The organism is Pseudomonas sp. P2S-1, assembly GCF_057197725.1.
Map to the genome: position 1 here is coordinate 1,689,314 of NZ_CM170068.1, position 25,156 is coordinate 1,714,469.

Below are 25,156 nucleotides of genomic sequence, written 5' to 3' on the forward strand. Positions count from 1 at the left end.
GCCGCCCCCTAGTTCCAGTCGTGCCGCGCCGGCTTGATGCCGTTCAGCGCCCAGTTGCCGACCAGGTGGTATTTCCAGCGCACCGGGTCATGCAGGGTGTGCACCCGGGCATTGCGCCAATGACGGTCGAAGTTGTGCCGGGCCAGGGAAGAGCGGGTGCCGCCCAGCTCGAACAGGCGGTTGCTGGCTTCGATGGCGGCTTCGGTGGTGAGCACCTTGGCCTTGGCCACGGCTACCGAGGCGGCGGCGACATTGTCTTCGTCAGGGCTCGGCCTGGCGGCATCCAGTACCCAGCCGGCGCGCTCCAGCAGGGCCTCGGCAGCTTCCTGACGAATCTCCAGCGAGCCGACCTGGATGATGGTCAGCGGATCATCCCCGGCCTTCTCCACCTGGGCATCAACCCACGGTCGGGCATGCTCGCGAACGAAGGCGATGGTGTCGTCCAGCGCAGCACGGCCGATACCGGCGTCGATGGCGGCGGTGGTCAGCTGGGCGAAGGGGCCGGCCAGGGTCGGCACTTCATAGGAGCGGTAGCTGGGGAACAGGTTGAACGTCGGAACGCGCAGGCCATCGGCGATCACCGTACCGCTGGAGGTGGTGCGCTGGCCGATGCTGTCCCAGTCGTCGACCACCACCAGGCCCGGGGTGCCGCGCTCGACGAAAGCCAGGTGGGCGCGGTCCGCTTCGTCGAGGGCCAGCACGCCGATCCAGTGGGCGTAGAGCGAGCCGGTGCAGTAGCCCTTGCGCCCGTCGATGCGGTAACCCTCGTCTTCAGCGACCAGGCGGGTCTGGATATCGGCCACGGTTTTGCCGCCGGTTTCCGACAGGGCATTGGCGAAGCGATGGCCCTTGAGCACCAGGTCGAAGAAGAAGCTCTTCTGCTCCTCTGTGCCTTGCAGGCGGATGTCTTCCAGCAAGCAATAGTGGTTCTGCGGGATCTGGCCAAGGGACGGGTCGGCGGCGGAGACGATGGCGATCACCCGGGCCAGGGTGGCGAAGGACACTTCGGCGCCGCCATGGCTGCGAGGCACCGTGATACCCCACAGGCCGCTGTTGGAGAAGGCATCGACTACATCGGCGGGCACCCGGCGCTGGCGGTCGCGCTCGGCGGCGCCTTCGCGGAGCAAGGCGGCGATGCGCTGGGCGACGGCGATGGCTTCGGCATCGTCGCGGATGACATGGGCATCCGGCTGGCGGAGGTCGTAATGGGCGGAAACGGCAGGTGTGGTCATGGGAAAGATGAATCCTGGAATGCGATGACCACAGGGCTATCGCATTTCCCATGCCAAGCAGGAAAAGCCTTGTATTTCAGGGGCTTGATGGTTTCAGGCAACAGTCAGTGCGACTGTTGAAACAGCAAAATGTTGAGCCACTGTTGCTGGATGGACAGTTGAATGCGGAGTGTTCTCCCGGGCCCTATCGCTGGCAAGCCAGCTCCCACAGGGACCGCGTGTACTGCAGTACCTGTGGGAGCTGGCTTGCCAGCGATGAGGCCAGAAAGAACAAAAACAGTTCAATTACAACAGGACGACAATAGTTAAAACACCAACTAACCCGACACTTCACAATACCGCAACAATATTCCCGCCCATCGATTCACTGGCCAGCAAACGCGCCCTTGCCGTGCCCCAGTTCATCGCCCGGGTCATGGTTTCGCCCGGCCGGGAATCGTAGGTTTCCTCGAACATCAGCGTGCCGCCGGCGTTGTAGACCCCGATAAACAGCTGGGTTGCGCCCAGCCGGGAGAGCCGCACCTGCACATCGACAATCTCGCCACCGTCCAGCACTTCTTCATGGGAACGGCTCATCAGAGGCGCTTCGGCCCAGGCCCAATAGTGTTTTCCGCGATACTTCATATTCACGCTCCTGTGCCCGGGTTTTATAAGTACGTCAGTGAGACTAACGCCCCGGAATATTTCCGCCAACAAACGCGGCGTTTTTTCTGGATTAACGGACGACCGGTATTTCAATGCTGCAACAGCGGAAAAACATCCTGTTACTTCCACAGGTGCGGAATATTGAAATAACCAACCGGACAAACGATTGCGCCATTTACTTCGAATATTTTCCCTGCCCGCCGCCTTCGCGTTTTGCGTGTTCCTGGGCCGTGGAATCACGCTTGCCCTGGCCGGGTTGATCGGGGCGGTGGGCGTCGTTGTCGCGCTCCACTTCGCCGGGCATGTGCTGGTCGGGCGCAGCGCCCGGGTGCTTGCTGGAAGGCATGATAGTTCTCCGTGGATGACCGTTGCAGAAACCGACCGCTGCGCTGGTGAAAAAGATCCATCGAGATGATCACCGGCCTGTCAACCGACCACTCGGCGCCCTGCCCCGACAAAAACTGAACACCGGAAAACCCTCCTGTTTCCAAACTTCATCGCTGACAGGAGATCACTCCGATGAAAGCTCACCTGGTCAAACTCCTTACCCACCCGGATTACGCCTGGGTGGATATCCGCACCGAAGAAGAACGGCAACCGCGCCACTACCTCCCGCACCTGCTGCTATGGGCCCTGCTCCCGGCCATCTGCCTGTTCATCGGGGTGACCTGGACCGGCTGGAGCCTGGCCGAGGGCGATCGGGTGCGGGTCAGCATGGCCAGTGGGTTGCAGCTTGGGGTGCTGCTGTACGTCACCATGCTGCTGGGCACGCTGATCATGGGCGGGTTTATCCGCTGGATGTCGCGGACCTTCGAGGCGCGGCCAACGTTGAATCAGTGCATCGGTTTCGTGGCGTACACCACCACGCCGTATTTCCTGGCGGGGATCACCGGGTTGTATCCGAGTCGCTGGCTGGCAGTGGCGGCGCTGATCGTGGCGGGGGCCTATGCGACCTACCTGCTGTTCGTGGGGTTGCCGAAATTCATGCGGTTGACCCAGGACCAGGGGTTTCTCTATGCGGCTTCGGTGTGGGGGGTTGGGTTACTGGTGTTGGTGACCATTCTGGTGAGCATGATTCTGTTCTGGTTCAACACACTCCAGCCCGAGTACCTACGGCCTGCGACGTTGCCTTGAGACCGCTATCGCTGGCAAGCCAGCTCCCACAGGGACCGCATGCACCGCAACCCTGTGGGAGCTGGCTTGCCAGCGATGAGGCCATCAGCATCACCCTCTACCGGGAGCCTTGCTCGATGCTGTAGTGGAAGGTGTTCTTGATCCCGGGTACCTCTACCGCCCGGCCATCCACAATCCTCGGCTGATAGCGAAAGCTCCGCGCCGCCTGCAACGATGGCTGGGCAAACCACGGATGGCACCCGTCCACCACCTGCGGATCCCGCACCTTGCCCTGGGTATCCACGGTGTAGCTGACCGTGCAATCCCCCTGAATACCCTTGTCCAGCGCCCGTTGCGGGTAGTCCGGGGCTTTCTTGGTGATCGGCAGGTACTGCTGGCTCGCCGCCGCTGCGGCACGGGCACGCTCATCCGCCGCCCGACGCTCGGCGGCCAGGCGCTGCTGCTCAACCTCCCGCGCCTGCGCCGCTTCCCTTGCCATCTGTTCCTGACGCTGCTGTTCCACGCGCTGACGAACTTCCTCACGCTGACGCTTCTGCTCCGCCACCTGCTCCTGCTTCTCGCGCAACTGCTCGCGCTTGAACGCCAGTTCCGCCTCGGTCGGCACCACCGGCGCCGGGGCCTTCACTACTTCCGGAGGCGGCGGCTCGACAACGGCAGGCGCAGGCGGCTCCGGCACCACCACAGGCTCAACCACCGGTTCCGGCAGCGGCACGCTGATCAACTGGGTAGTGATCACCGGCACCACCGGCGCCGGCATCTGCGGCCTGTAGTCATGCCCGAGCAAGGCCACCGCCACCGCCACATGCAAGGCCACGGCCACGCCCGCGGCACCTGCATTGGCGCGCCATTTCGGCAGATTGAAGGACGGCACCGGGGCCGACAGCGGCAGACTCATCGCAGTCATCTCAAGGCTCCTCGGTAATCAGGCCCAGGTTGCTCACCCCGCCACGCTGCAACTCGGCGATGCCGGCAACCACCCGCCCGTAATCGGCACCCTGGTCGGCCCGCACATAGACCTGGGTATCACCGCGCTCGGCAATGATCCGCCCGACCTTGTCGCGCATTTCCTCGAGGCTCACGGCGCTGTCGCTCTGCCCGTCGAGCTTGAGGTCCGGCCCGACATTCCAGTAGAAGCCGCCATCGACCTTTACCGACAGGGTCAGCACCTGCCGCTCGCTGTCGGCCGGCATGGCCTGGGCGGCGACCTTGGGCAGTTCGAGCTTGACGCCCTGGACCAGCATCGGCGCGGTGACCATGAAGATCACCAGCAGCACCAGCATCACGTCGATATAGGGCACCACGTTCATTTCCGCCTTCACGGCGTGCTTGCGCTGGGGTTTTACCAACATCGGGGAAACTCCTTTCAGGCCACCGCAGCCATGCTTGGGGTGCAGTGCAGACGCTTGTGCAGGCGCGCCTGCAATTCATTGGCGAAGGCGTATTGGCGGGCGCTGAGCATCTGCCCGCGCGCGCTGAAGCGGTTGTAGGCCATGACCGCCGGGATCGCCGCGAACAGGCCGATGGCGGTGGCGATCAGCGCTTCGGCGATGCCCGGGGCCACGGTGTTGAGGGTCGCCTGCTGGACCTGGGACAGGCCGAGGAAGGCATTCATGATCCCCCACACGGTGCCGAACAGGCCGATGTACGGGCTGACAGAACCTACGGTGGCGAGGAAGGCCAGGCCCTTGTCGAGGCGTTCGTCCTGCTCGGCGAGGGACACGTAGAGGCGGCGCTCGACACCTTCCAGCACGGCGGAATTCTCGATCTGCGGCTGTCGCTGCAACTGGGCGAAGGCCTGGTAGCCATCGACGAACAGGCGCTGCAGCGGCGTCTCGTCATCGCCCTCGGCGGTGCGCGCCTGGCTTTCGCGGTACAGCAGGGCCAGGTCGCCGCTGGCGCGGAAACGCTGGAGGAAGCCGTCCGAGGCCTTCTCGCTACGGCCCAGCGCCCAGCCGCGCTGGACGATCAGGTACCAGCTGAGCAGCGAGGCCAGTACCAGGCAGGCCATCACCGCCTGCACCACCAGGCTGGCATCGCTGACCAGGCCCCAGATGCTCATAGGTTCACTTGCGTGCATGTTCTTTGCTCCTTGGCCCCGCACCAGGCAGGGCGTCGTGTATTGGATGACAACGGCATTGCCGGTTGATGACAGCGGCTCAATCGAGCTGCAGCGCCTCGACCACCTGGCTCCAGGCAATCGCCTTGAAGTTCTGCCGGCCCTCGGGCATGCGCTTGCGGCCGTCCTGCACCACCAGCAGGCCCTGGCTCCACGGACCACCGAGGTTGGCGGAGGTGACTTCGAGGCCGTCGGTCTGCGAGGCACCGTCGATGCCGCGTTCGGCATTCAGGCCAATCGCGAAGGCGCCGCGCAGGCGATACGGCGGCCTGGCCTCGACCACCACGTAGCGGTCGTTGCCCTGGCTGGAGATCACCAGGTAGTCGCGCTGCTTGCCCTGGTAGAACGCCAGGCCTTCGATATCGGCCTTGATCGGGTCGCCCACGGCAATGACTTTCTCAAGCGTGGTCGGTGCTTCGGCGCGGGCATCCAGGGTCCAGACCGCCTTGTCTTCCTCACCGATGAACAGGCGCTGGCCACGGTCGTCGGCCACGCAGCCTTCCGGCTGGGTCGCGGTGGCAAAGCGGCGCACCATTTCGCCCTCGACCTGCCCTTTCGCCGCGCCGAGGCGGTATTGCAGGAAGCTGCCGTTCTTGTCGTTGACGATGGTGTGGATGGCACCAGCGGCATCCTTGAACATGCACAGCCCGTAGATTTCCTCCAGCGGCGTGGCCACCTCGCCCAGCGGGCTGACTTCGCCGGTCAGCGGTTCGATGGCGAACACCTGCAGGCTGTTGTTATCGCGATTGCTCGCCACCGCCAGGTCCACGGTGCGTTCGCCGAGCTTGAAGCCATTGCGCACATCGACGTTGTTGACCCGGCCGACACGCAGGTCCTGCAGCTGCTTGCCGGCGAGGTCGTACACCAGCAGCCCGCCCTTCTTGTCGGTGCCGATGATCCGGCTTTGCTGCGGGTTGGCGGCATTGACCCAGATCGCCGGATCGTCGGCGGCATCGCCGAAGCTCGGGACCGGCTCGGTCTGGACCTGGGCCGGCAATACCGGGACCGGCGCGGCGACCTTGGCAACCGGCAGGTCCCAGTCGAGACGGGCACGGCGCTGGCCTTCATCGTCGACGATCAACAGGTCCAGGCCCTTGGCGTCCTGGCGCACGCTGAGTTGCTCGGGCTCCTTGAGACCGGCCAGCGGCAGGCTCGCCTCGGCTTTCCAGCTCGTGCCGGCCTGGCGATACAGGTGCAGGCTGGCGCCCAGCGGATCCAGGGCCAGCACACCGCCGGGCACTACCGCCATCCCGGCCGCACGCTTGGCGATGGAGCCGAATGGCGCCCGCAAGTCCACCGGACGCCGTTGCAGCGGCGCCTCGGCGGCCGCGCCATAGCGCCAGAAACCGACGTTCTCTTCATTGACGAACAGGCTGTCACCGGCATCGTCGCCCTGGCAGTGCTCGCTCAGCGGCGGCAGGCTCAAGCCACGCACGCGGAGGGCTTCGCCAAGCGGCTTGTCTGCGGTGGCCACCAACCACTGCTCGCCCACGCCCTCGGCGCCCATCAGGAAGACGAAGCTGTTGCGCGCGCTGTCGCGATACAGGCACAGGCCTTCGACCGGGAAATCACGCTTGGGCAGGTACAGCGGCGTGCTCCAGCCCTTGTCCTTGTGCAACTGCACCAGCACGGCCTGCTGGCGCTTGCTATCGACGGTCGCCACCAGCAACGCGTCCTGGTCGCTGCGCAGGTCCAGGCCCTTGTAGCGGCCATCGAGCTGGCTCAGCACCTGGCCGTCGGCCTTGAGCAGTTGCAGGCCCTGCTTGCCGGCGACCAGGCGGTCGGCACCGGGCCAGAAGCCATCGGTGCTCAACAGACGGGCATTCTCGACGCTGCCGGGCAGGCGCTCGCCAAGGGTCAGGAGCGGCGCGGCGGCCACGGCCTGGGATACTGCCAGGGCCAGCAGCAGGCCCCCGGCGAAGGTGAAAGGTCTTGCATTGAACATGTTCGGGTCTCGGGCTGGCGATCAGAAGTGGGTCAGGGTCAGGCCGACCTTGTAGGTCGGGCCGTATTCCTCGTACTGCGAGTTGAAGCGCGAGCGCCCGGTGTAGGTGTAGTAGGACTCGTCGGTGATGTTCTGCGCCTCGAAGGTGAGTTGCAGGTCCGGGGTGATGAAGTACCCGGCCTTGAAATCGACGAACAGCTGGTCGTCCGAGTACAGGTCATGGGCCTTATCGTCGATGCCGGCGACTTCCGCCAGGTACTTCGACTTGTAGTTGGCGGCCACCCGCAGGCTGAGCTTGTCGTCTTCCCAGCCGAGGGTCAGGTTGCCGACGGTGTCGGACTGGTTGGGCAGGTCGATGCGCCGGGTCAGGCCCTGGCCTTCGATTTCGGCGCGGGACTTGCTCAGGGTCAGGTTGCCGCCCAGCAGCAGGCCGTTCCACGGCGCCGGCAGCCAGTCGAATGTCTGCGAGTAGGCCAGTTCCATGCCGTACAGCTTGGCGCTCTGGCCGTTGGCGTAGGTCTTGGCCTCGTCGAAGTCGACCCACTCGCCGGTGCCGGCCAGGTCGGTGTTGTAGACGAAGTTGTCGATGTCCTTGTAGAACAGGAACGCCGAGACGGTGCCGGCACGGCCCATGTAGTGCTCGATGCCGAGGTCGAGGTTCATCGATTCCAGCGGCTTGAGGTTCGGGTTGCCGAAGGCGGCTTCGCCTTCGCCGTCGTCGATCATGAAGCCCGGCGCCAGCTGGCCGAAGGTCGGGCGCACCACGGTGTTGGTCCAGGCCGCGCGCAACTGGGTTTGCGGGGTGAACTGGTAGCGTGCGTGCAACCCCGGCAGCCAGTGGTCATAGCGTTTGCGGCTTTCGGTCGGGCTGTAGACGCCGTCACGCAGGCCGGTGCCCTTGGCCTCGAACTCGGTGCCCTCGTAGCGTACGCCGCCGATAAAGCGCCAGGCGCCAACATCGACGGTGTTCATCAGGTAGGCGGCGTTGATGTCTTCGCGCATGGTGAAGTCGTTGATCCGCGATTCTTCTTCGTCGTAGAAGGCATCGCGGTCCATCCCGCCGATCAGGTTCTTGATCGCCCCGGCGCTGATGCCGTTGCCGAAGTTGCCCAGGGAGTAGTCGACCTTGCCGCTCTGGTAGCCGGCCAGGGTGACATCGTCGAAGTCCTCGTAGACCCAGATATCGGTGTCGGCACGCTTGTCGCGGCGGCTGGCCTTGGCGCCGAACTTGACCTGGGAGCTGTTGCCGGCCAGTTCGTAGTCGCGGGCGAGGTCGAAGCGGATGTTCTTTTCTTCGTCGGTGGAATGGGCTTTCTCCCATTCCACCTTGTCCAGGGTGAAGGCGTTCGGGTCGTAGAAGGCCGCGCCGGTGGACAGGCGTGGCTTACGGGTGCCGTCGAAGCCGATGTCGCTGAAGTCGCCTTCGAACTTGGCGTCGGCAATGCCGCCCGGGTCGTTCTCGCTGGACTTGCTGTAACCGACCTGGCCACTGAGGGTCCAGGCATCGATCAGGCGTTCGCCGCCGAATACATAGGACTGGATTTCCTGGGTGTCCTCGCGGGACTTCAGGGAACGCCAGCCTTCGCCGTCGCCACGCTCGCCGGAGGCTTGCGGGTCTTCGAACTCGATCCCGGCGGCATTGCGCGTCTCGGTGTCCTTGAAGCGGCTGTAGAGGGTGCGCAGGTAGTAGCTGGAGAAATCGTCCGGGCGGTAGTCGAAGTTCAGGCCGGCGCCGGTGCGTTCGCGGCGGATGCGGTAGTCACGCTGTTCGGCTTCTTCCAGGCGTGGCTGGTCGCCGTCGAAGTCCCAGGCGCCGCCGGTCTCGACGTTGTCCGAGCCGAAATCGCGCTGCTGCCAGCTAAGGGCGGCGGCCACGCCGAAGTTGTCGATACCGTCGCCGAGGCTGAACTTGTTGCTGAACGCGCCGGAGAATTTCGGGCTGGTCTGGCGGGTGTTCTCGTCGTGGCTGGCTTCGCCGCTGACGGTGTAGAACAGGCCCGGGTGATCGAAGGCCGACAGGCTTTCCACCTCGATGGTGCCGCCGAGGGAGTTGGCGTCCATGTCCGGGGTCAGCGACTTGACCACCGACAGCGACTGCACCAGTTCGGTGGGCAGCACGTCGAGGGCCACGGCGCGGCGGTCGGCTTCCGGGGCGGGCAGCAGGGTGCCGTTGATGGTCACGCTGTTCAGGTCCGGGCCGATGCCGCGCACGCTGACGAAGCGGCCTTCGCCCTGGTCGCGTTCCACCGACAGGCCGGGAATCCGTTGCAGGGCTTCGGCGGCGTTATCGTCGGGCAACTGGCCGACGGCATCGGCGTGGACCACGCTGCGGATGGTGTCGGAGGCTTTCTGCTCCTTCAGCGCCTGGTCCAGGCTGGCGGCCTGGCCGACGACGTTGACGTGCTCCACCTTGTCTTCGGCGAAGGCCGGCAGGCTGGCGGCGATGGCCATGCTCAGCAGGCTGATCTTGAATCTGACGATTGCCACGTTGTTGCTCCCCTGAAGTCGATCCGCCACACCCGGCGGAAACTGAGGGGCACGCTAGGGGTGGCGTGTGGCAGATCTGTGACAGGGATTTTCACAGCGGTCGGATCGGGGCATTTTCGGGTGGTTTTCGCGGGGAATTGGCCTGATATGACCCCCTTTCACTCTTCATTGGCTGTACCGGCCTCATCGCTGGCAAGTCGGGGCGCCGAACCGCAGCTCCCACAGGTTCAGCGGTGCACGCGGTCCCTGTGGGAGCTGGCTTGCCAGCGATCAGGCCCTTGAGAACACTGAAAAAACCAACATTTTTTTCACATCTGCCAGCGTCCAAATAGACCCCCCACCCTGTAACCCAAGCGTCATTTGCCTTTGTTTCCTTGGCCGCCAGAACTCACCGACCCAAGGATCCTCCATGTCCCGCCTGAGCCTGCTGGCCCTCGCCCTCGCCGCCTGCATCGGCAACGCCAGCGCAGCCGAACCCCTGCCGCATTCACCCGGCGCGCCCTACGCCGCCACCGGCCTGGCCGACCGTATCGTCCTGACCCCCGGCGCCAACCCGGCCCGGGAAATGGCCGTGACCTTCCGCACCGACAGCCGCCAGGCGGCCAGCCAGCTGCAACTGGCCCCGGCCCTCGACGGTCCGCAACTGGAAAAACGCGCCATCCTGCTCGAAGGCAGCAGCCAGTCGCTGGATACCGAGAACGGCGCCGCCCTGTACCACCAGGTCCGCCTCACCGACCTGCAACCGGACACCCCTTACGTGTACCGGGTCAAGGGCGCCGATGGCTGGAGCGAATGGCTGCAGTTCCGCACCGCCGCCGCTGGCTTCAAGCCCTTCCGCTTCATCTACCTCGGCGACACCCAGAACGACATCCTCTCCATCGCCTCGCGCAGCGTGCGCCAGGCCCTGCACGCCACCGCCAGCCCGGCGCTGGTGGTGCATGCCGGCGACCTCACCTCGCAGCGCGACGACCTGGTCCACGACGATGAATGGGGCGAATGGAACCAGGCCGGTGGCTTCCACTACGCCGGGGTGCCACAGGTGGTCGCCACCGGCAACCACGAGTACCTGGACAGCGTGAACCCCGATGGCAGCGAAGGCCGCGTGCTCGGTCCGCACTGGGCGAAGCAGTTCGCCCTGCCCGGCAATGGCGTGAAGGGGTTGGAAACCACCACCTACTTCACCGACTACCAGGGCGTGCGTTTCATCGTCCTCGACGGCACTGCCGCCCTCGACCTGAACACCCTCGACCAGCAGAGCCAGTGGCTGGAACAGCGCCTGAAGGAGAGCAAGGCGCGCTGGAAGATCGTCGTCACCCACCAGCCGATCTTCACCTGCGCCCGCCCGGAAGACACCGGCCCGCTCAAGGCCGCGTGGAAACCGCTGTTCGAACGCTACAAGGTCGACCTGGTGCTGCAGGGCCACGACCACTGCTACAGCCGCCTGAGCAATGAAAACGGCCGTGTCGCGGCGAAGAAGGACCACGCCGCCGGCAAGGTCCAGGGCCCGGTGTACATGGTCTCGGTGGCCGGTTCGAAGATGTACGGCCTCAACGACCGCGCCCGCCAGCAGCCAGACCGCAGCGCCGAGGAAACCCAGCTGTACCAGACCGTCGAGGTGCTGCCGTCGCGCCTGGAAGTGCGCAGCTTCACCGCCAACGGCACGCTCTACGACGCCTTCGACCTGAACCGCGACAAGCAAGGGAGCAATCGCCTGAGCGAGCCGGCGAAGAACCTGCCCGCCGAGCGTTTCTGCACTGGCGAACAGGGTCCGGACCAGCTTCCCTGCAAGTCCCGCAGCAAATCCCTGTAACACCCCTGTGACCTTGGTCGGGCACGCTCAGCGGGCCCGGCCCGGAGACCGTCGATGAAATCACTGCTCAAACTGCACACCCTGACCTTTGTCGGCCTGGCCATCGCCGCCAACCTCGGCCTGCAGATCTACCTGGCCTTCGGCGAAGTCAAGCCGTGGGCGCAGATCAACTGGATGGACGTGGTCGGCGAAGGCGGCTCGGGGCTGATCTGGTTGATCTGGCTGGTGATGCTGATGCGCAGCCGCCCGGCCGGCCGGGTCAGTCGCCTGCTGGCGGTGGGCATGGCCTGCGTGTGTTTTTCCTGGTGGATGGACGTGCTCGACGAATTCATCCGCCTGGCCCCGGACGCGGTCTGGGACAACTGGCTGGAAACCGCGCCGATGCCGGTGGGCCTGCTCCTGGTGACCTTCGGCATCTATCACCTGCACCAGGAACAGCAGGCGATCAACGCGCAGATGAGCAAGCGCGAGGGGTTGTTCCGCGAACACCTGCTGTTCGACAAGCTGACCCCGCTGGGCGGTGCCCAGTACCTCAAGCAGCATGTGCAACTGGCCCTGGAACAGGCGGCCCGCGAAGAGCAGCCGCTGTCGCTGGTGGTGCTGGATATCGATGATTTCAGCGCGGTGAACCTGATGCATGGCGAGGCCGAGGGCGATCACCTGCTGCAGGCGCTGGCCCAGTTGCTGTTGCTCAACCTGCGCCAGCAGGATGTGCTCTGCCGTCTGGCCGGCGACCGCTTTGTCGTGGTCATGCCCAATACCGGCGAAACCCAGGCCCGCTGGCTGGCCGGGGAGCTGCAACAGGCAGTGGCCAGCTTCGCCTACAAGACCCAACGCCACGGCGAGCGCTTGCAGTTGCGCGCCAGCGTGGCGGCCGCCATGGCCTATGACGACGATGTAGACAGCCTGCTCAAGCGGGTCAACCTCGGTATCGCCAGGGCCAAGCGCCAGGCTCCGCAGCAGGGGGCGGCATGAGCGGCTACGAGCGTGATCAGCGTTTCATCGTCGGCCACTACCAGCCGGCAACCCTGATCGACCTGGCCCTCTCCCGGGGCATCGACAGCCACCGTCTGCTGCGCGGTTGCGAGGTGTTCTACGAGGATGTCAGCCGGGGCGCAACGCGTTTCAGCCAGGAGCAGTTCCTGACCCTGATCGACAATGCCCGGCGCCTGCTGGATGCCGATGACAGTGCTTTCCTCTTTGGTCAGCGCTTGCTGCCAGGGCATTACGGCGAGGCCAGCCAGACCCTGCTGCATGCCCGCGACCTGTACCAGGCGCTGGAACACCTGTGCGAGTTCCATGCCCTGCTCAGCCCGCTGCTGACGCCGCGGCTGATGCTGGAGGAGCATTACCTGCATCTGTATTGGCAGGATGGCTGTGGTACCGGCAACCAGGCGCAGTTTCTCGGTGAAGCCTGCCTGAGCGCGGTCCTTGCAATGAGTCGGCGGCTGGTCGGCGAGCATCTGCCCTGGCGTATCCAGTGCGCCTGGAGCCAGCCGCGGCATATCGAGCAGTACTGGGTGTATCTAGGTGAGGAAGTGCGTTTCGATGCGCAGATCACCCTGCTCTCCCTGCCTCGGGAATATATCCATCGACCGTTGCCCAATGCCGCTGCGACACCTGGGCTGGTGGCGCGGCAGGCGTGTCTGGGGCAACTGGAGGCGCTGGGAGGTGGGGCGAGTTTTCTGGATGAGCTGTTCGATCACCTGCACGGGCATATCCATGAGCCGATCAACCTCGACCGGGTCGCTGCCGCCTTCGGTATCAGTCCGACTACCCTCAAGCGCAAGCTGAGCAAGCATGGCACCCATTTCCAGCAGCAGCTGGACCTGGTGCGACGGCACGTGGCGTTGTACCTGTACCAGATGAAGGGGTACACCAATGAAGAGGTGTGCAACTACCTGCGGTTCAGTGATACGACCAATTTCCGCAGGTCGTTCAAGCGCTGGACCGGGTTGACGCCGAGTGGGTTGGCCCGGTGGTTTGGATAAAGGGCACAGCACGGACCCTGTAGGAGCGTGGCTTGCCCGCGAAGGAGTGCGAAGCGCTCCCAAAATGGTGCTGACAGTGAGCATTTGGGACCGCTGCGCGGTCCTTCGCGGGCAAGCCACGCTCCTACAGGACTGCTGCGATCGACGTTAGAAGTGGGTAGTCACCGAAACTCCATAAGTCCTGCGATCCCCCCGCGCATCCCAGGCGATATCGAACGGCAGCGGCACGCTGTCGGTCTTGTAGCGCTTGTCGGTAAGGTTGTTGACGTAGGCGCTCAGGTCCAGGTCCTGCTTCCCGGCAAAGTGATAGGTCAGGCTGGCATTCCCCAGCGTGTACCCACCCTGCGAAACACTGTGGTCCTCCTGCGCCGTCGGCAGGAAGTAAATGCGGCTCTGATAGCGCCAGCTGTTATCCAGCGTCACCGCATCCCCGCCCTCCAGCGCAATCCGGTAGCTCGCCCCCACCGACAGGGTTCGCTCCGGCGAGCGGGCAATGCGGTTACCCGAGTAATCCGGGCCGCCCGGTGACGAGAAGTCCTTCAACTCGGTATGCAGCAAGCCCAGCGAACCGCGTAGTTGCAGGTTCTGCAACGGCAACGCCTGCAGTTCGAACTCCGCCCCGCGAATCACCCCGGCGCCGCTGTTGGTCAGCAGCGACACCACCTGCCCGTTGCTCACCGACACGGTATTCACCTGGATATCGGCGTAGTCGTAGTAGAAGACGTTGGCATTGGCGATCAGACGCTCGTCGAACCACTCGCTCTTGAGCCCCAGCTCGTAGGCATCGACGTTCTCCGGCGCCACCACCGAGCTCTCCGCCTGCACCGTGGCGCCACCATTGAAACCGCCGGAGCGGAAGCCCTTGGCGTAGCGGAAATACACCCGGGCGTTGTCGTTGAGCTGGTATTCGGGGGTGAAGTCGTAGGTCAGCTTGTTCCAGGTGCGCTGCTCGTCCTGGGTCGCGACGGTGGCCAGGGTGCCGGTGTAGTCCTTCCACCAGCGGTTGCTGCTGGCGAAGGACACGTCCGCGGCATCCGTCGAGGCGACGCGGTTCAGGTCGATGTCCTTGGTCTCGCGGGTCCAGCGCAGTCCCAGGGTGAAGCTCAGGTCATCGGTGGCCTGCCAGGTGCTGCTGCCGAACAGGGCGTAGCTGGTGGTGGTCTGGTCGAGGTCGGTCCGGCCATAGCTGGCGACATCGAAAGGTGCGTTGTAGGCGGTGGGCAGGATCGCACTGCTGCTGGCGCTGTCGAGGCTTTCATGGAACAGGTGGGTACCGACGATCCAGCTCACGGCCTGGTTCCTGGCCGAGGACAGGCGCAGTTCCTGGGACACCTGGCGCCAGTGATCGTCGCCATAGGAGCGGCCGAATTCGTAGATGCCCATGTTCGGGCCCTGGGCCTTTTCCTGGATGTCGTCGAAGGCGGTGATCGAATCCAGGGCCAGCTCGCCCAGGTCCCAGTGCAGGTTCAGTTGCACGCCGTTGTGTTGGATGCGGTCCTCGCCCTTGCCGGTGAAGGCCGCTTCATCGTCCTTGACCGTGGGTGCCGGGCCGAACAGCGTGGTGCCGCCGGGGCCGGCACCCCAGGCGCGGGTGGCGATGCCCTGCCCCTTGTAGTCACGGGAGCGGATCTGCAGGGTGGCGTCGACGTCGTCGCTCAGGCGCGCGAGGATTTGCGCGCGCACGGCCTGGTCGTGCACATCGCCGACGGTATGGCCATCGACGATGTTCTTCAACTGGCCGTCCTTGCTCTGGTCGACGAACGCCACCCGGGCGGCCAGGCGATCGTCCACCAGGGTGCCGCCATAGGCGCCTTCGTAGAGGCGCGACTCGTAGTTACCGGCGTCGATCTTCAGGTAGCCGTTGCCCTCCTCGAACTGCGGCTTGCGCGAGACGAAGTTGATCGCCCCGCCGGTGGTGTTCTTGCCCCACAGGGTGCCTTGCGGACCGCGCAGGATCTCCACCCGTTCCAGGTCATAGAGCGGACCGCCTGTGGCGATATGCGGGCTGATATAGGTGTCGTCGACATAGATGCCCACCGGGTAGACGGTGGTCGAAGCCATGTCGCCCGAGCCCATGCCGCGGATGTACCAGCGTGGCCGCTGGTTGCCGGCGAATTCCGGGGCGATGGCGTTGGGCACGTCCTGCAGCGCCTTGCCGGCGGTGAAGCCGCCACCGGTCTGTTGGATGCTTTTGCCGGACACGGCAGATACGGCAGCGGCGACGTCCTGCAGCGACTCTTCGCGCTTCTGCGCGGTGACGGTCACGGTGGGCAGGGCATCGGGTTTATCGGTGTCGTCGGCCAGGGCGGCGTGGGCAGGCAGCAAGGTCGCGGCGATCAACAGCGCCAGGGGCTGGCGGCGGAAAGGCAGGGTCATGGGCAGCTCTCTGATTACGGATGGCTGGACCATGGCAATGCCCGTGCCAGAGGCTGGAGGGCTTGTGGATCAAGGGGTGTGGCGGGGTTGGGAGTTTTGACTGTTGCGTCAGGAGCAATGGCTCAGCAGTAGGTTGCTGCTACTGACACAGCACAGATTCTGTGGTCACCTTGGCCCCTGTGGGAGCTGGCTTGCCAGCGATAGGGCCCTCACTGGCAACACTGTTGTCTGATCTGGCCTCATCGCTGGCAAGCCAGCTCCCACAGGGGTTTTGCTGTGTCGCGACTTACTGCATCAGAACGCCAGACCGACCTTCACGCCAAACTCGTCACGCTTGAGCTTGGTGTTGTCAGCCACTGCCGAGTCCTCGTCCAGCTTGTACTCGGTGCGGGTGTAGTAGGCGCCGACCTGGATCGGCATGCCGCCCTGCTGGTTCATCAGCAGGCTGACTTCGGCATAGGGGTTGGTGCGGTCCTTGAGGTCGACGCTGTCGCTGCCGAAGTCCTCGACCTTCAGGCGGGCACGGCCGTCGATGGTGTGGCGGGCACCGACTTCGACGCGCAGGGTCGAGGCGTCGAACTGGTGGTTGTAGCCCAGCGCAGCCTTGGCGAACGGCGATTTGACGGTGAGCTTGGTGTCGATGTCGTTGATGTCCGGCTCGAAGCGCGACCAGCCATAACCACCACCCACGCTGACATCGACGAAGTTACGCGCATCCAGCGCGGCACGCCAGCCGAGGTCCAGGTCAGCCTGGGCTTCCTTGAGTTTGTTGTCGTTCTTCTTGCCGTACTTGGCCTCGGCACCGAGCTGGTAGATGAAGCCGGATTCGGCGGTGAGCTTGTTGCCGAAGGTGGCGAACACACCGCCCTGGCCCATATGGCTATCGTCGGATTCGCTGCCGCCTTCGAACTTGAACTTGTCGTAGCTGCCCGTCAGACCGAGGGTGAACAGCGGGTCGGTGCTCGGCGCAGCGACGGCAGCCAGGGGCGCGCCCAGCAGGGCCAGGATGCAGGTCGGGGCGAGCAGGTTACGGGTACGCATTGGTGAAGCCTCCATGACGGTAAACGTATTAACGAATGCAGGGCTTCGAGGGAGGGGTCTGTAGGAAAGTTCGAAATAAAGTGAAAGATTTGTGAAATGTTTCGCACAAGGCGAGGCTCTGGGACGGGCCTTGCCCAGGTTTTATGGGTGTTCTTGAGGGCCTCATCGCTGGCAAGCCAGCTCCCACAGGGATCGCGTGCACCGCTGGACCTGTGGGAGCTGGCTTGCCAGCGATGAGGCCCTCAAGAACACCCGATTATCAGTGGTCCGAAAGTGCCCTCGCCACCGCATCCAGGTTGGATGAATTAAGCCCGGCCACACACATCCGCCCGCTGCGAATCAGATACACCCCGTGCTTTTCCCGAATCCGATCCACCGCCTCGGCACTCAACCCGGTGTAGCTGAACATCCCCCGCTGGCGCAGCAGATACCCGACCTCCAGCCCCGGCTCGATCCGCTCGAACAACGCCCGACGCATCGCCAACATCCGCTCGCGCATGCCATCCAGTTCACTGCGCCACAGTGTGCTCAACTCGCTGTTGGCAAAGATCGTCGCCACCAGTTCCGCGCCATGCCGCGGCGGATTGGAATAATTGGTCCGCACCGTCCCCTTCAACTGCCCCGCTACCCGCGCGGCAATCGCCGCGCTGTCGCAGACCACCGACAACGACCCGACCCGCTCGCCATACAGCGAGAACACCTTGGAGAACGAGTTGCTCACCAGCCCGGTGATCCCGGCCCGCGCCAGGGCACGGATGGCATAGGCATCCTCATCCAGCCCCTGCCCCAACCCCAGGTACGCGGCATCGAGGAACGGAATCAGACCCCGCTCGCGGAACAGCGCATACAACGCATCCCACTGCTGCGGTTGCAGGTCAACCCCGGTCGGGTTATGGCAGCACGCATGCAGCAGCACGATGCTGTTGGCCGGCAGCCTGGCGAACACCTCCAGCATTGCGGGGAAATCCACCTGCTGCCCGGAGCCATCCAGGTACGGATAGCGGTTCACCGCGAACCCGGCCCCCTGGAAGATCGCCAGATGGTTGTCCCAGGTCGGATCACTGACCCACACCTGCGAGTCCGGGTAGTAACGCTTGAGAAAATCCGCCCCGACCCGCAACGCACCGGAACCGCCGACGCTCTGCAGGGTGACGATGCGCTCGCAATCCGCCTCGGCGAACAGATAGCCCTGCACCGCCCGGCGAAAGTCCGGCAGGCCGTCCATGGGCAGGTACAGGTTGGCGCTTTCCGCCCGCGCCTCCAGCAGCGCCCTGGCCTGGCGCACCGACTCCAGCACCGGCACCTGGCCCGCGTCGTCGTAGTAGAAACCGATGCTCAGGTTGACCTTGTCCGTGCGCGGGTCGCGCTGGTAATTGTCCATCAGCGAAAGGATCGGGTCGCCGGGGTACGTTTCGACATGTTCGAACATCAGGTGCGCCTCAGTTGAAGGTCGGGTGAAGGAATTGCCACGGGCTGCTGTCGCTGCCACGGGGCACGCTGACTTCGATCAGCACCGGGCGATCGGCAGCGAAGGCCTGTTCCAGCACCGGCCGCAGCTGTGCGGGCGAAGCAACACGCACCGCCTGCACGCCAAAGGACTCGGCAAAGCGCACGAAATCCGGGTTGACCAGTTCCGAGCCAAGCAGACGCCCGCCGAAGCTCTCCTGCTGGTCGCGGTAGACGTTGCCGAAGGCGTTGTTGTTGAACACGATGGTCACCAGGTTGAGCTGGTACTGCACCGCCGTCGCCAGTTCCTGGGCGGCGAACATGAAGCCGCCGTCGCCGCAGATCGACACCACCGCCTTGTGCGGATGGGCCGCTTTGACCCCTAGCGCCGTGGGGAAGCCGAAGCCCAGGGTGCCCTGGTGCCCGGACGTGACCAGGGTGCGCGGCTGATACACGGGGAAGCCGAAGATCGAGGTGAAACCAACCTGGGAAATCTCCTCGACGAAGAAGCCGTCCCGTGGCAGCACCTCACGGATCACCCGCAGGTAATCCAGTTGCGGTTGCACGCATTGGATCGCCTGCTCGGCAGCTACCTTGGCCTCGGCGATCTCGCTGTCGCGACGACGCGGCGGACCGACGCGCAGCACCGCCTCGGCCAGGGCGCTGGAACCCTCGGCGGCATCCGCCAGCAGGTTGACCTCCGAAGGGATCCGCCGCACCTCCGCCGGATCGATGTCGATGCGGATCAGTTTCAGCCCGGCCGGGCGATGGCGCCAGCGGATATCCAGGAGCTCGAAGCGCGAACCGATCACCACCGCCACATCGGTCTGCGGCCATAGGCGCGCACCGGCAGCGACGGTAAAGCCCAGCGGATGATCATCGGAAACCACACCGCGTCCGCCACGGAAACTGACCACCGGGGCACCCAGCACTTCGGCGAGCTGGCCGACTTCGGCGCTGGCCTCCAGCGCACCGGAACCGACGAAGATCATCGGCGCCTTCGCCCCGGAAAGCAGCTTCGCCGCCTGCTCCAGCGCATCGGTATCCACCGGCGGTTTGGCCTGCAACGCCAGCGGCGCCTGCATGCGCACCGCTCCACCACGGGTGAAGAAGTCCCACGACGCCTGCAACGACACCACCCCTGGCCGCCCCGACTGCATGGCCTGGAAGGCCTGGGCCACCTGCCACGGCGCGTCCGCCGGTTGTTCGATATGGGCTGCCCATTTGCCGATGCCCTGGAGGATTTCCAACTGGCGCGGCAGTTCATGCAACTGGCCGCGACCGCGGTCCTTGAAGCCGCTCATCACATCACCGGTCAGGGCCAGCACCGGGGCATTGCAGCCGTGGGCGGTGAGCATGGCGGCACTGGCGTTGAGGATGCCCGGGCCGGGTACCACGGTGAACACGCCGGGGCGGCCGGTGGAGCGGGCATAACCGAAGGCCATGTAGGCGCTGGTCTGTTCATGCCGGGCGCCAACGGTGCGGATGCTCTCGGCGTTGCGCGCCAGGGCATCGGTCAGGCCGTAGATCTGCGCCCCGGGCAGGGCAAACAGGGTATCGACGCCATGCACCTTGAGGCTTTCGACCAGGGCTTCGCCGCCCGTGAGCTGTTGAACAGCGGGGAGTTGGGATTTCATCATCATTTCCTGTTGCGGATTATTCGAAACGCAGCGCGCCGGACTTCATCGCGTGATATTTGCGGTAACTGCCGTAGATCAGCAGCAACCACAGCGGAATCAACCAGACCGAAATACGCATCGACGGAATAAAGGCCATGATCAGCATGATTCCAAGGATGAAGGCGATGCACAGATAGTTGCTCAGTGGAAACAGTGGCGAGCGATAACCGGTGCTCTCCCCCGCTGCAACTTTCGCCCGGCGAAACTTCAGGTGGGTATAGCTGGTGAGCATCCAGTTCATGATGGTGGTGGCCACGACCAGGGCCATCAGCAGTTCAAGGGTGCCGTTGGGCGACAGCCAGTTGAGGATCACCGCCAATGCCGTGACCGCGGCGGTGACCAACAGGGCATTGACCGGCACCCCGTTGCGATTGAGCTTGAGCAGTTTCTTCGGTGCATGACCCTGCCCGGCCATCGCATGCAACTGGCGTACGGTGCAGTAGACCACCGCGTTGTACACCGACAGCGCCGCCGTCAGCACCACCAGGTTGAGCACATGGGCCGCCGCGCCGATGCCCAGCAGATCGAGGATTTTCACGAAGGGACTAGCGCTGTAAGGGTCGCCGCCGGCCGACAGCGAGGCCACCAGCTCATCCCATGGCGTCAGGGCCAGCAGCACCGCCAGGGCGCAGATATAGAACAGGCCGATACGGTGCAGCACCTTGTTGATCGCACGGGGGATGGTGCGTTGCGGGTCCCGTGCCTCGCCGGCGGTAAAGCCGATGAACTCCAGGCCACCGAAGGCGAACATGATCAGCGGCAGGGCCAGGATCAACCCGCCGAAGCCATTGGGCACAAAGCCGCCATGGCTCCACAGGTTGCTGACCGCCGCTCCCGCAGGCGGGGTCGGGCCGAACAGCAGCCAGGCCCCCAAGGCGATCATCATCACCACCGCCGTGACCTTGATCACCGCGAACCAGAACTCCGCCTCGCCGTAGACCTTCACCGCCAGCAAATTGAGGCCGTTGACCAGCACGAAGAAGAACGCAGCGCAGGCCCAGGTGGGGATTTCCGGCCACCAGAACTGCACGTACTTGCCCACGGCGGTCAGCTCGGCCATGCCCACCAGGATATAGCCGGCGGTGTAGTTCCAGCCGGCCAGGTAGCCCATGAAACCGGAGCAGTACTTGTTGGAAAAGTGGCTCAGGGAACCGGAGACCGGCTCGTCCACCAGCATCTCACCGAGCTGGCGCATGATCAGGAAGGCGATCAGCCCCGCCAGCGCATAGCCCAGCAGCAGCGAAGGCCCGGCCAGTTTCATCACCCCGGCGCTGCCGAGGAACAGGCCGGTGCCGATGGCGCCGCCGAGGCCGATCATCTGGATATGCCGGTTGGACAGACCCCGCGCCAGGGCGGGGTCGGCATCAATGTTTCTGCTCATCGTCTTTATTGTCCGTATTGTTTTTCAGGCACGGCATGACCCGGCGCCTGGCGATAGTTCGGCAGGTGAAGTATTAAACTCTTATTTAGTGCGAAGTTGTTTGTGCACTTCGTCGAACTTCAAGTTACCAGCAAGTTTCCGGCGCAACAGCCGGCAATATTGAATGGCAACTATGCGGGGGATGGATAGCTGCAAGCTTTAAGTTTCAAGCGGCAAGAAAAAGCCGCGGCGACGCGGACTGCTCTTTCTTGCCGCTTACCGCTTGAGGCTTGAAGCTTCAAGAACCGGGACTGAGGAATTGCGAACCCCGGCAATGCTCATAAATGAACTTGCGAAACCACTGCTGCTCCGCTGACGCATGGGTGCGGCTATGCCAGACCACCCAGTAACGGAATGGATGCTCGACAAAGGCCAGCGGCCTGCTGCACACCTCGGCCTGTTCGCTCCATTTGCGGGCGATATGTTCCGGCAGCATCAAGAGCATGTTGCTGTCGCGGATCACCTCCAGCGCCGCCGAGTAGTACGGCACCGTGAGTTTCAGGTCGCGCTGCTGGCCATGCTTGCGCAGCCAGGCGTCGACGAAGCTGTCCTTGTCGCCGCCGGTGCTGATCTTCAGGTGCGGCCAGGCAAGGAACTGCTGCACGCTCAAGCGTGACTCCCCGGCCAGCGGATGGCTGTTGCGCATGACGCACACTGCCATGTCCTCACCGATCACCCGACCGTGAAACTCGGCCGGGGTGTCTTCGATCATGCTGGTGGCCAGGTCGACCTTGCCGTTGGCCAGCCAGTCGAAACGGTTGGCTTCCCAGGGGCGGAAATCCAGGCTGACCCCGGGCGCCACCTCGGCCAGGTCGCGCAGCAATTGCGGAAGGATGTACTGGGCGACGTGATCGGACCCGGCCAGGGCAAAACGCCGCTCGCAGGTGGCCGGGGAGAATTGCGAAGGCGTGCCCAGGTCCTGCAACTGCCCCAGTACCACCTTGATCGGCTCGACCAGCGCCAGGCCACGCTCGCTGAGGATGTACTGGCGGCCCTGGCGCACCAGCAGCGGATCACCGAAGGCCTCGCGAAACTGCGCCAGGTGCCGGCTCAATGCCGACTGGCTGGTGCCCAGGCGGGTCGCGGCATGGCTGAGGTTGCGCACCTCCAGCAGGGTCAGCAGCACGCGCAACTGACCGATGCTGAGGTTGTTGAAGGCCTGGCCCATCAGGCGATGTTCAGGCTGGGATGCGCGGCGTCGAGCACCGCGTGAGCCAGGCACTCCCCGCCGCAGAAGCGCGCGACCAGTTCGATCAGGTCGGCGATGGCGGCCTGCACGTCTTCCGGGCTGGTGGGTGGCAGCCCGTCGATATCGAAGAACACATGGCCGGTGTCGGCCAGGGTGCGGGTATCGGCGGCCTGGCGCCAGGTCCAGCGCCGGGTGAGGATGCGCGGGCCGGCGGCGAGGACGATTTCGCCGGGGGCGATGGTTTCGGCTGCGCTTCCGGCGTCGGCGAGAAAACGGTCTTCATCGCGGGCCTTGCGCAGCTCGATGTGGCTCGACTGCGGACCGACGGGGTGGACTCCGGCAGGCAGCAGGTAGCGCAGGGACAGCAGGTTGCCGATATCCACCAGCGGGTTGATGTCCGGCAGGTTGTCGGGCTTGAGCACGCGGCGGCTCAGGGCTTCGATGGAGGCCCGGTGCTCCGAGGGCTTGGCGCCGAAGCGGCGGTAAGCGTCACGCCAGGCGGCGATCTGCGGGAAGTCAGCGGGGTTGCCGCTGATGCGCTGGCGTACCGAGGCCTCGCTGGCGCGCAGTTGCGCAGTGAGGTCGGGATCGGGGCGGGCGTTGTCGAGGTTGCGGAACACCACCACACCACGGCGGTAGTCGGGGTGATCGCGGAAGATATCGGGGCTGACCGTATAGGTGAAGGTACTCACGGGGGCTCCTCTGGGGATCGGGGGTCGGCGGACTATAGCACCGGGCCAGAGGGGCTGAGGGCGGCGGTTTGTGCAAGTCAGGTATGCAGGTATCGAATAGCTGGATTCTGTAGTGCTCTCCCGGGCCTCATCGCTGGCAAGCCAGCTCCCACAGTGTCCGCAGCGCTGCCGATCCCTGTGGGAGCTGGCTTGCCAGCGATGAGGCCGGATCAGCCAATGAAGGGCAATGGCGCCCGCGCCGCCCTTACAGCCGCCACCTGCCGATCGAACTCCGGCAACAGATAATCGAAACAGAACCCCGCACTCTCCAGCTTCTCCCGCCGCAACGGCTCCGCCAGCCCCTCGGCACAGCGGGCACTCCGGGCCCAGGCAAAGGCCAGCAAACTGATAGAGCACAGTTGCAGGAAGTCCCCCGCCGCCCGATACGGATACTCGCCATCCCCGGCACTGAACGCCTGCAATTCCGGCATCAGCCCTTCCAGCCCGTCGCACACCTCGCCCAGCGCCTCGGCGTACACCGACCCGGTGGCCTGCGCCTCCGCGCGCAGCTCCGCGAGCAACAACCCAAAGCCCTCGCCGCCATCCCCAAGCACCTTGCGCAGCAGCAGGTCATTGGCCTGAATCTCGTTGCTGCCCTCGTAGATCATGGCAATCCGGCTATCGCGCAAGGTCTGCTCGATGGGGAATTCCGCCGTGTAGCCATAGCCGCCAAACACCTGCAAGGCCTTGCTCGCCAGCTCGAAGCCCTGGCTGGTGAAGCTGGCCTTGACGATGGGCGTGAGCAGCGCGGCCAGGGTCTCGGCCTTGCCGCGCAGGGCCGGGTCAGCCGCTTCGGCAGCGATATCCAGCCAGTGCGCAGCCCAGTAGCCAATGGCGCGCATGCCTTCGGTACGCACCCGCAGCTCCAGGAGAATCCGGCGCATCGCCGGGTGCAGGTGGATCGGATCGGCCAGCGCCGCAGCGATACCCTCGGGGTGCTTCGGCGCACGCATCTGCCGGCGCTCCAGGGCATAGTCGCGGGCCATTTGCCAGGCCGCCTCGGCATGCCCCAGCCCCTGCAGGCCCACATGCAGGCGCGCCGAGTTCATCATCACGAACATCGCCGCCAGCCCGCCGTGCGGCTGGCCCACCAGCCAGCCCCGGGCACCCTCGAAACGCAGCGCGCAGGTGGCGCTGCCGCGAATGCCCAGCTTGTGTTCCAGGCCATCGCAATGCACGGCATTACGCTCGCCGTTGTCCAGCCACTTCGGCACCAGCAGCAGCGAGACACCGCGACTGCCCGCCGGTGCATCGGGCAACCGGGCGAGCGCCAGATGAAGGATGTCGTGGCTCAGGTCATGCTCGCCCCCGGAGATGAACAGCTTGCTGCCACTGAGCGCATAGCTGCCATCGTCCAGCGGCGCGGCGCGACAGCGCAACAGACCGACATCGCTGCCCGCCTGGGGCTCGGTCAGGCACATGGTCGGCAGGGTTTCGCCACTGATGATGCCGGGTAGGTAACGCTGCTGAAGCTCGACCGAAGCGTGGGTCTTCAGACACAGGTAGGCGCCATGGGCAATCCCGGTATACATGGCCCAGGCATGGTTGCTGGCGTAGAGCATTTCCAGCAGCGCCGCATCCAGCACCTGGGGCAGGCCCTGGCCGCCCTGCTCCACCGCACAGGCCAGCGCCGGCCAGCCACCTTCGACATAGGCGCGGTAAGCCGCCGGGAAACCCTCCGGCGTGATGACTTCGCCCTCGACCAGCCGGCAACCCTGACGGTCACCCGGCGTGTTCAGCGGCGCGAGGATCTCGCTGCTGAAGCGTGCCGCCTCTTCCAGCACCTGCACGGCAAGGTCCAGATCGACCTCGGCGAAGGCTGGCATCTGCCGCCAGTCACGGTCGGCACGCAACCAGTGTTGCAGCACGAATTGCATATCGCCCAGGGGCGCCCGATAGGCCATGGGTTTCCTC

The 25,156-nt window shown here is 64.8% G+C and carries 20 protein-coding genes; 4 read left to right on the top strand and 16 right to left on the bottom strand.

The features are described 5' to 3' along the window. Window positions 1-8: 8 nt before the first annotated feature. The 3 genes from AC2CQI_RS07490 to AC2CQI_RS07500 form a co-directional block, all read right to left on the bottom strand. A complete protein-coding gene (locus tag AC2CQI_RS07490) occupies window positions 9-1,232 on the bottom strand; it encodes an SfnB family sulfur acquisition oxidoreductase (RefSeq protein ID WP_484579745.1) in 1,224 nt (407 codons plus the stop codon). A 330-nt stretch (window positions 1,233-1,562) separates the two neighbouring features. Continuing rightward, window positions 1,563-1,856: a hypothetical protein gene (locus AC2CQI_RS07495; protein ID WP_075805001.1), complete on the bottom strand. Its 294-nt coding sequence runs from the start codon at window positions 1,854-1,856 to the stop codon at window positions 1,563-1,565. Between the two features lie 196 nt (window positions 1,857-2,052). Next, complete coding sequence (locus AC2CQI_RS07500) at window positions 2,053-2,223, bottom strand: hypothetical protein (RefSeq protein WP_484579746.1); 171 nt, start codon at window positions 2,221-2,223, stop codon at window positions 2,053-2,055. Window positions 2,224-2,396: 173 nt separating this feature from the next. Here AC2CQI_RS07500 and AC2CQI_RS07505 point away from each other — a divergent pair, with 173 nt between their 5' ends. After that, complete coding sequence (locus AC2CQI_RS07505; RefSeq protein WP_484579747.1) at window positions 2,397-3,011, top strand: Yip1 family protein; 615 nt, start codon at window positions 2,397-2,399, stop codon at window positions 3,009-3,011. Window positions 3,012-3,108: 97 nt separating this feature from the next. On the opposite strand, the gene AC2CQI_RS07510 is transcribed toward AC2CQI_RS07505, so the two are convergent. From AC2CQI_RS07510 to AC2CQI_RS07530, 5 genes are all read right to left on the bottom strand, one after another. Then, complete coding sequence (locus AC2CQI_RS07510) at window positions 3,109-3,906, bottom strand: energy transducer TonB (protein WP_484580595.1); 798 nt, start codon at window positions 3,904-3,906, stop codon at window positions 3,109-3,111. Between the two features lie 10 nt (window positions 3,907-3,916). Continuing rightward, window positions 3,917-4,360, bottom strand: coding sequence for an ExbD/TolR family protein (locus tag AC2CQI_RS07515; protein WP_075804999.1), 444 nt, complete (start codon window positions 4,358-4,360; stop codon window positions 3,917-3,919). A 14-nt stretch (window positions 4,361-4,374) separates the two neighbouring features. Next, on the bottom strand, window positions 4,375-5,088 hold the full coding sequence (gene tolQ, locus AC2CQI_RS07520) for a protein TolQ (RefSeq protein ID WP_484579748.1): 714 nt from the start codon (window positions 5,086-5,088) through the stop codon (window positions 4,375-4,377). A 79-nt stretch (window positions 5,089-5,167) separates the two neighbouring features. Next, entirely contained in the window at window positions 5,168-7,072 is a 1,905-nt protein-coding gene (locus AC2CQI_RS07525; RefSeq protein ID WP_484579749.1) for a phytase, read from the bottom strand. Between the two features lie 21 nt (window positions 7,073-7,093). Then, window positions 7,094-9,523, bottom strand: a complete 2,430-nt coding sequence (locus AC2CQI_RS07530; RefSeq protein WP_484580596.1) for a TonB-dependent receptor — start codon at window positions 9,521-9,523, stop codon at window positions 7,094-7,096. 445 nt (window positions 9,524-9,968) lie between these two features. Here AC2CQI_RS07530 and AC2CQI_RS07535 point away from each other — a divergent pair, with 445 nt between their 5' ends. The 3 genes from AC2CQI_RS07535 to AC2CQI_RS07545 are packed head-to-tail and all read left to right on the top strand — an operon-like array spanning window position 9,969 to window position 13,360. After that, entirely contained in the window at window positions 9,969-11,369 is a 1,401-nt protein-coding gene (locus tag AC2CQI_RS07535) for a purple acid phosphatase family protein (protein ID WP_484579750.1), read from the top strand. A 54-nt stretch (window positions 11,370-11,423) separates the two neighbouring features. Further along, complete coding sequence (locus AC2CQI_RS07540; RefSeq protein WP_484579751.1) at window positions 11,424-12,344, top strand: GGDEF domain-containing protein; 921 nt, start codon at window positions 11,424-11,426, stop codon at window positions 12,342-12,344. Then, window positions 12,341-13,360, top strand: coding sequence for an AraC family transcriptional regulator (locus AC2CQI_RS07545; protein WP_484579752.1), 1,020 nt, complete (start codon window positions 12,341-12,343; stop codon window positions 13,358-13,360). Before AC2CQI_RS07540 ends, AC2CQI_RS07545 begins: the two co-directional genes overlap by 4 nt. A 147-nt stretch (window positions 13,361-13,507) precedes the next feature. On the opposite strand, the gene AC2CQI_RS07550 is transcribed toward AC2CQI_RS07545, so the two are convergent. The 8 genes from AC2CQI_RS07550 to AC2CQI_RS07585 all read right to left on the bottom strand — a co-directional run bounded on the left by AC2CQI_RS07550 (window position 13,508) and on the right by AC2CQI_RS07585 (window position 25,146). After that, window positions 13,508-15,736, bottom strand: coding sequence for a TonB-dependent receptor (locus tag AC2CQI_RS07550; RefSeq protein ID WP_484579753.1), 2,229 nt, complete (start codon window positions 15,734-15,736; stop codon window positions 13,508-13,510). Between the two features lie 294 nt (window positions 15,737-16,030). Next, window positions 16,031-16,777: an outer membrane beta-barrel protein gene (locus tag AC2CQI_RS07555; RefSeq protein WP_075804992.1), complete on the bottom strand. Its 747-nt coding sequence runs from the start codon at window positions 16,775-16,777 to the stop codon at window positions 16,031-16,033. Between the two features lie 259 nt (window positions 16,778-17,036). After that, on the bottom strand, window positions 17,037-18,206 hold the full coding sequence (locus AC2CQI_RS07560; protein ID WP_484579754.1) for an amino acid aminotransferase: 1,170 nt from the start codon (window positions 18,204-18,206) through the stop codon (window positions 17,037-17,039). Window positions 18,207-18,216: 10 nt separating this feature from the next. Beyond that, entirely contained in the window at window positions 18,217-19,860 is a 1,644-nt protein-coding gene (locus tag AC2CQI_RS07565) for a thiamine pyrophosphate-dependent enzyme (protein ID WP_484579755.1), read from the bottom strand. Between the two features lie 19 nt (window positions 19,861-19,879). Next, window positions 19,880-21,283: an amino acid permease gene (locus AC2CQI_RS07570; RefSeq protein WP_484579756.1), complete on the bottom strand. Its 1,404-nt coding sequence runs from the start codon at window positions 21,281-21,283 to the stop codon at window positions 19,880-19,882. A gap of 277 nt (window positions 21,284-21,560) precedes the next feature. Next, window positions 21,561-22,490: a LysR family transcriptional regulator gene (locus AC2CQI_RS07575; RefSeq protein WP_484579757.1), complete on the bottom strand. Its 930-nt coding sequence runs from the start codon at window positions 22,488-22,490 to the stop codon at window positions 21,561-21,563. After that, complete coding sequence (locus tag AC2CQI_RS07580) at window positions 22,490-23,203, bottom strand: B3/B4 domain-containing protein (protein WP_484579758.1); 714 nt, start codon at window positions 23,201-23,203, stop codon at window positions 22,490-22,492. The genes AC2CQI_RS07575 and AC2CQI_RS07580 overlap by 1 nt, the downstream gene beginning before the upstream one ends. A 209-nt stretch (window positions 23,204-23,412) precedes the next feature. Beyond that, entirely contained in the window at window positions 23,413-25,146 is a 1,734-nt protein-coding gene (locus tag AC2CQI_RS07585; RefSeq protein WP_484579759.1) for an acyl-CoA dehydrogenase family protein, read from the bottom strand. Window positions 25,147-25,156 lie beyond the last annotated feature (10 nt).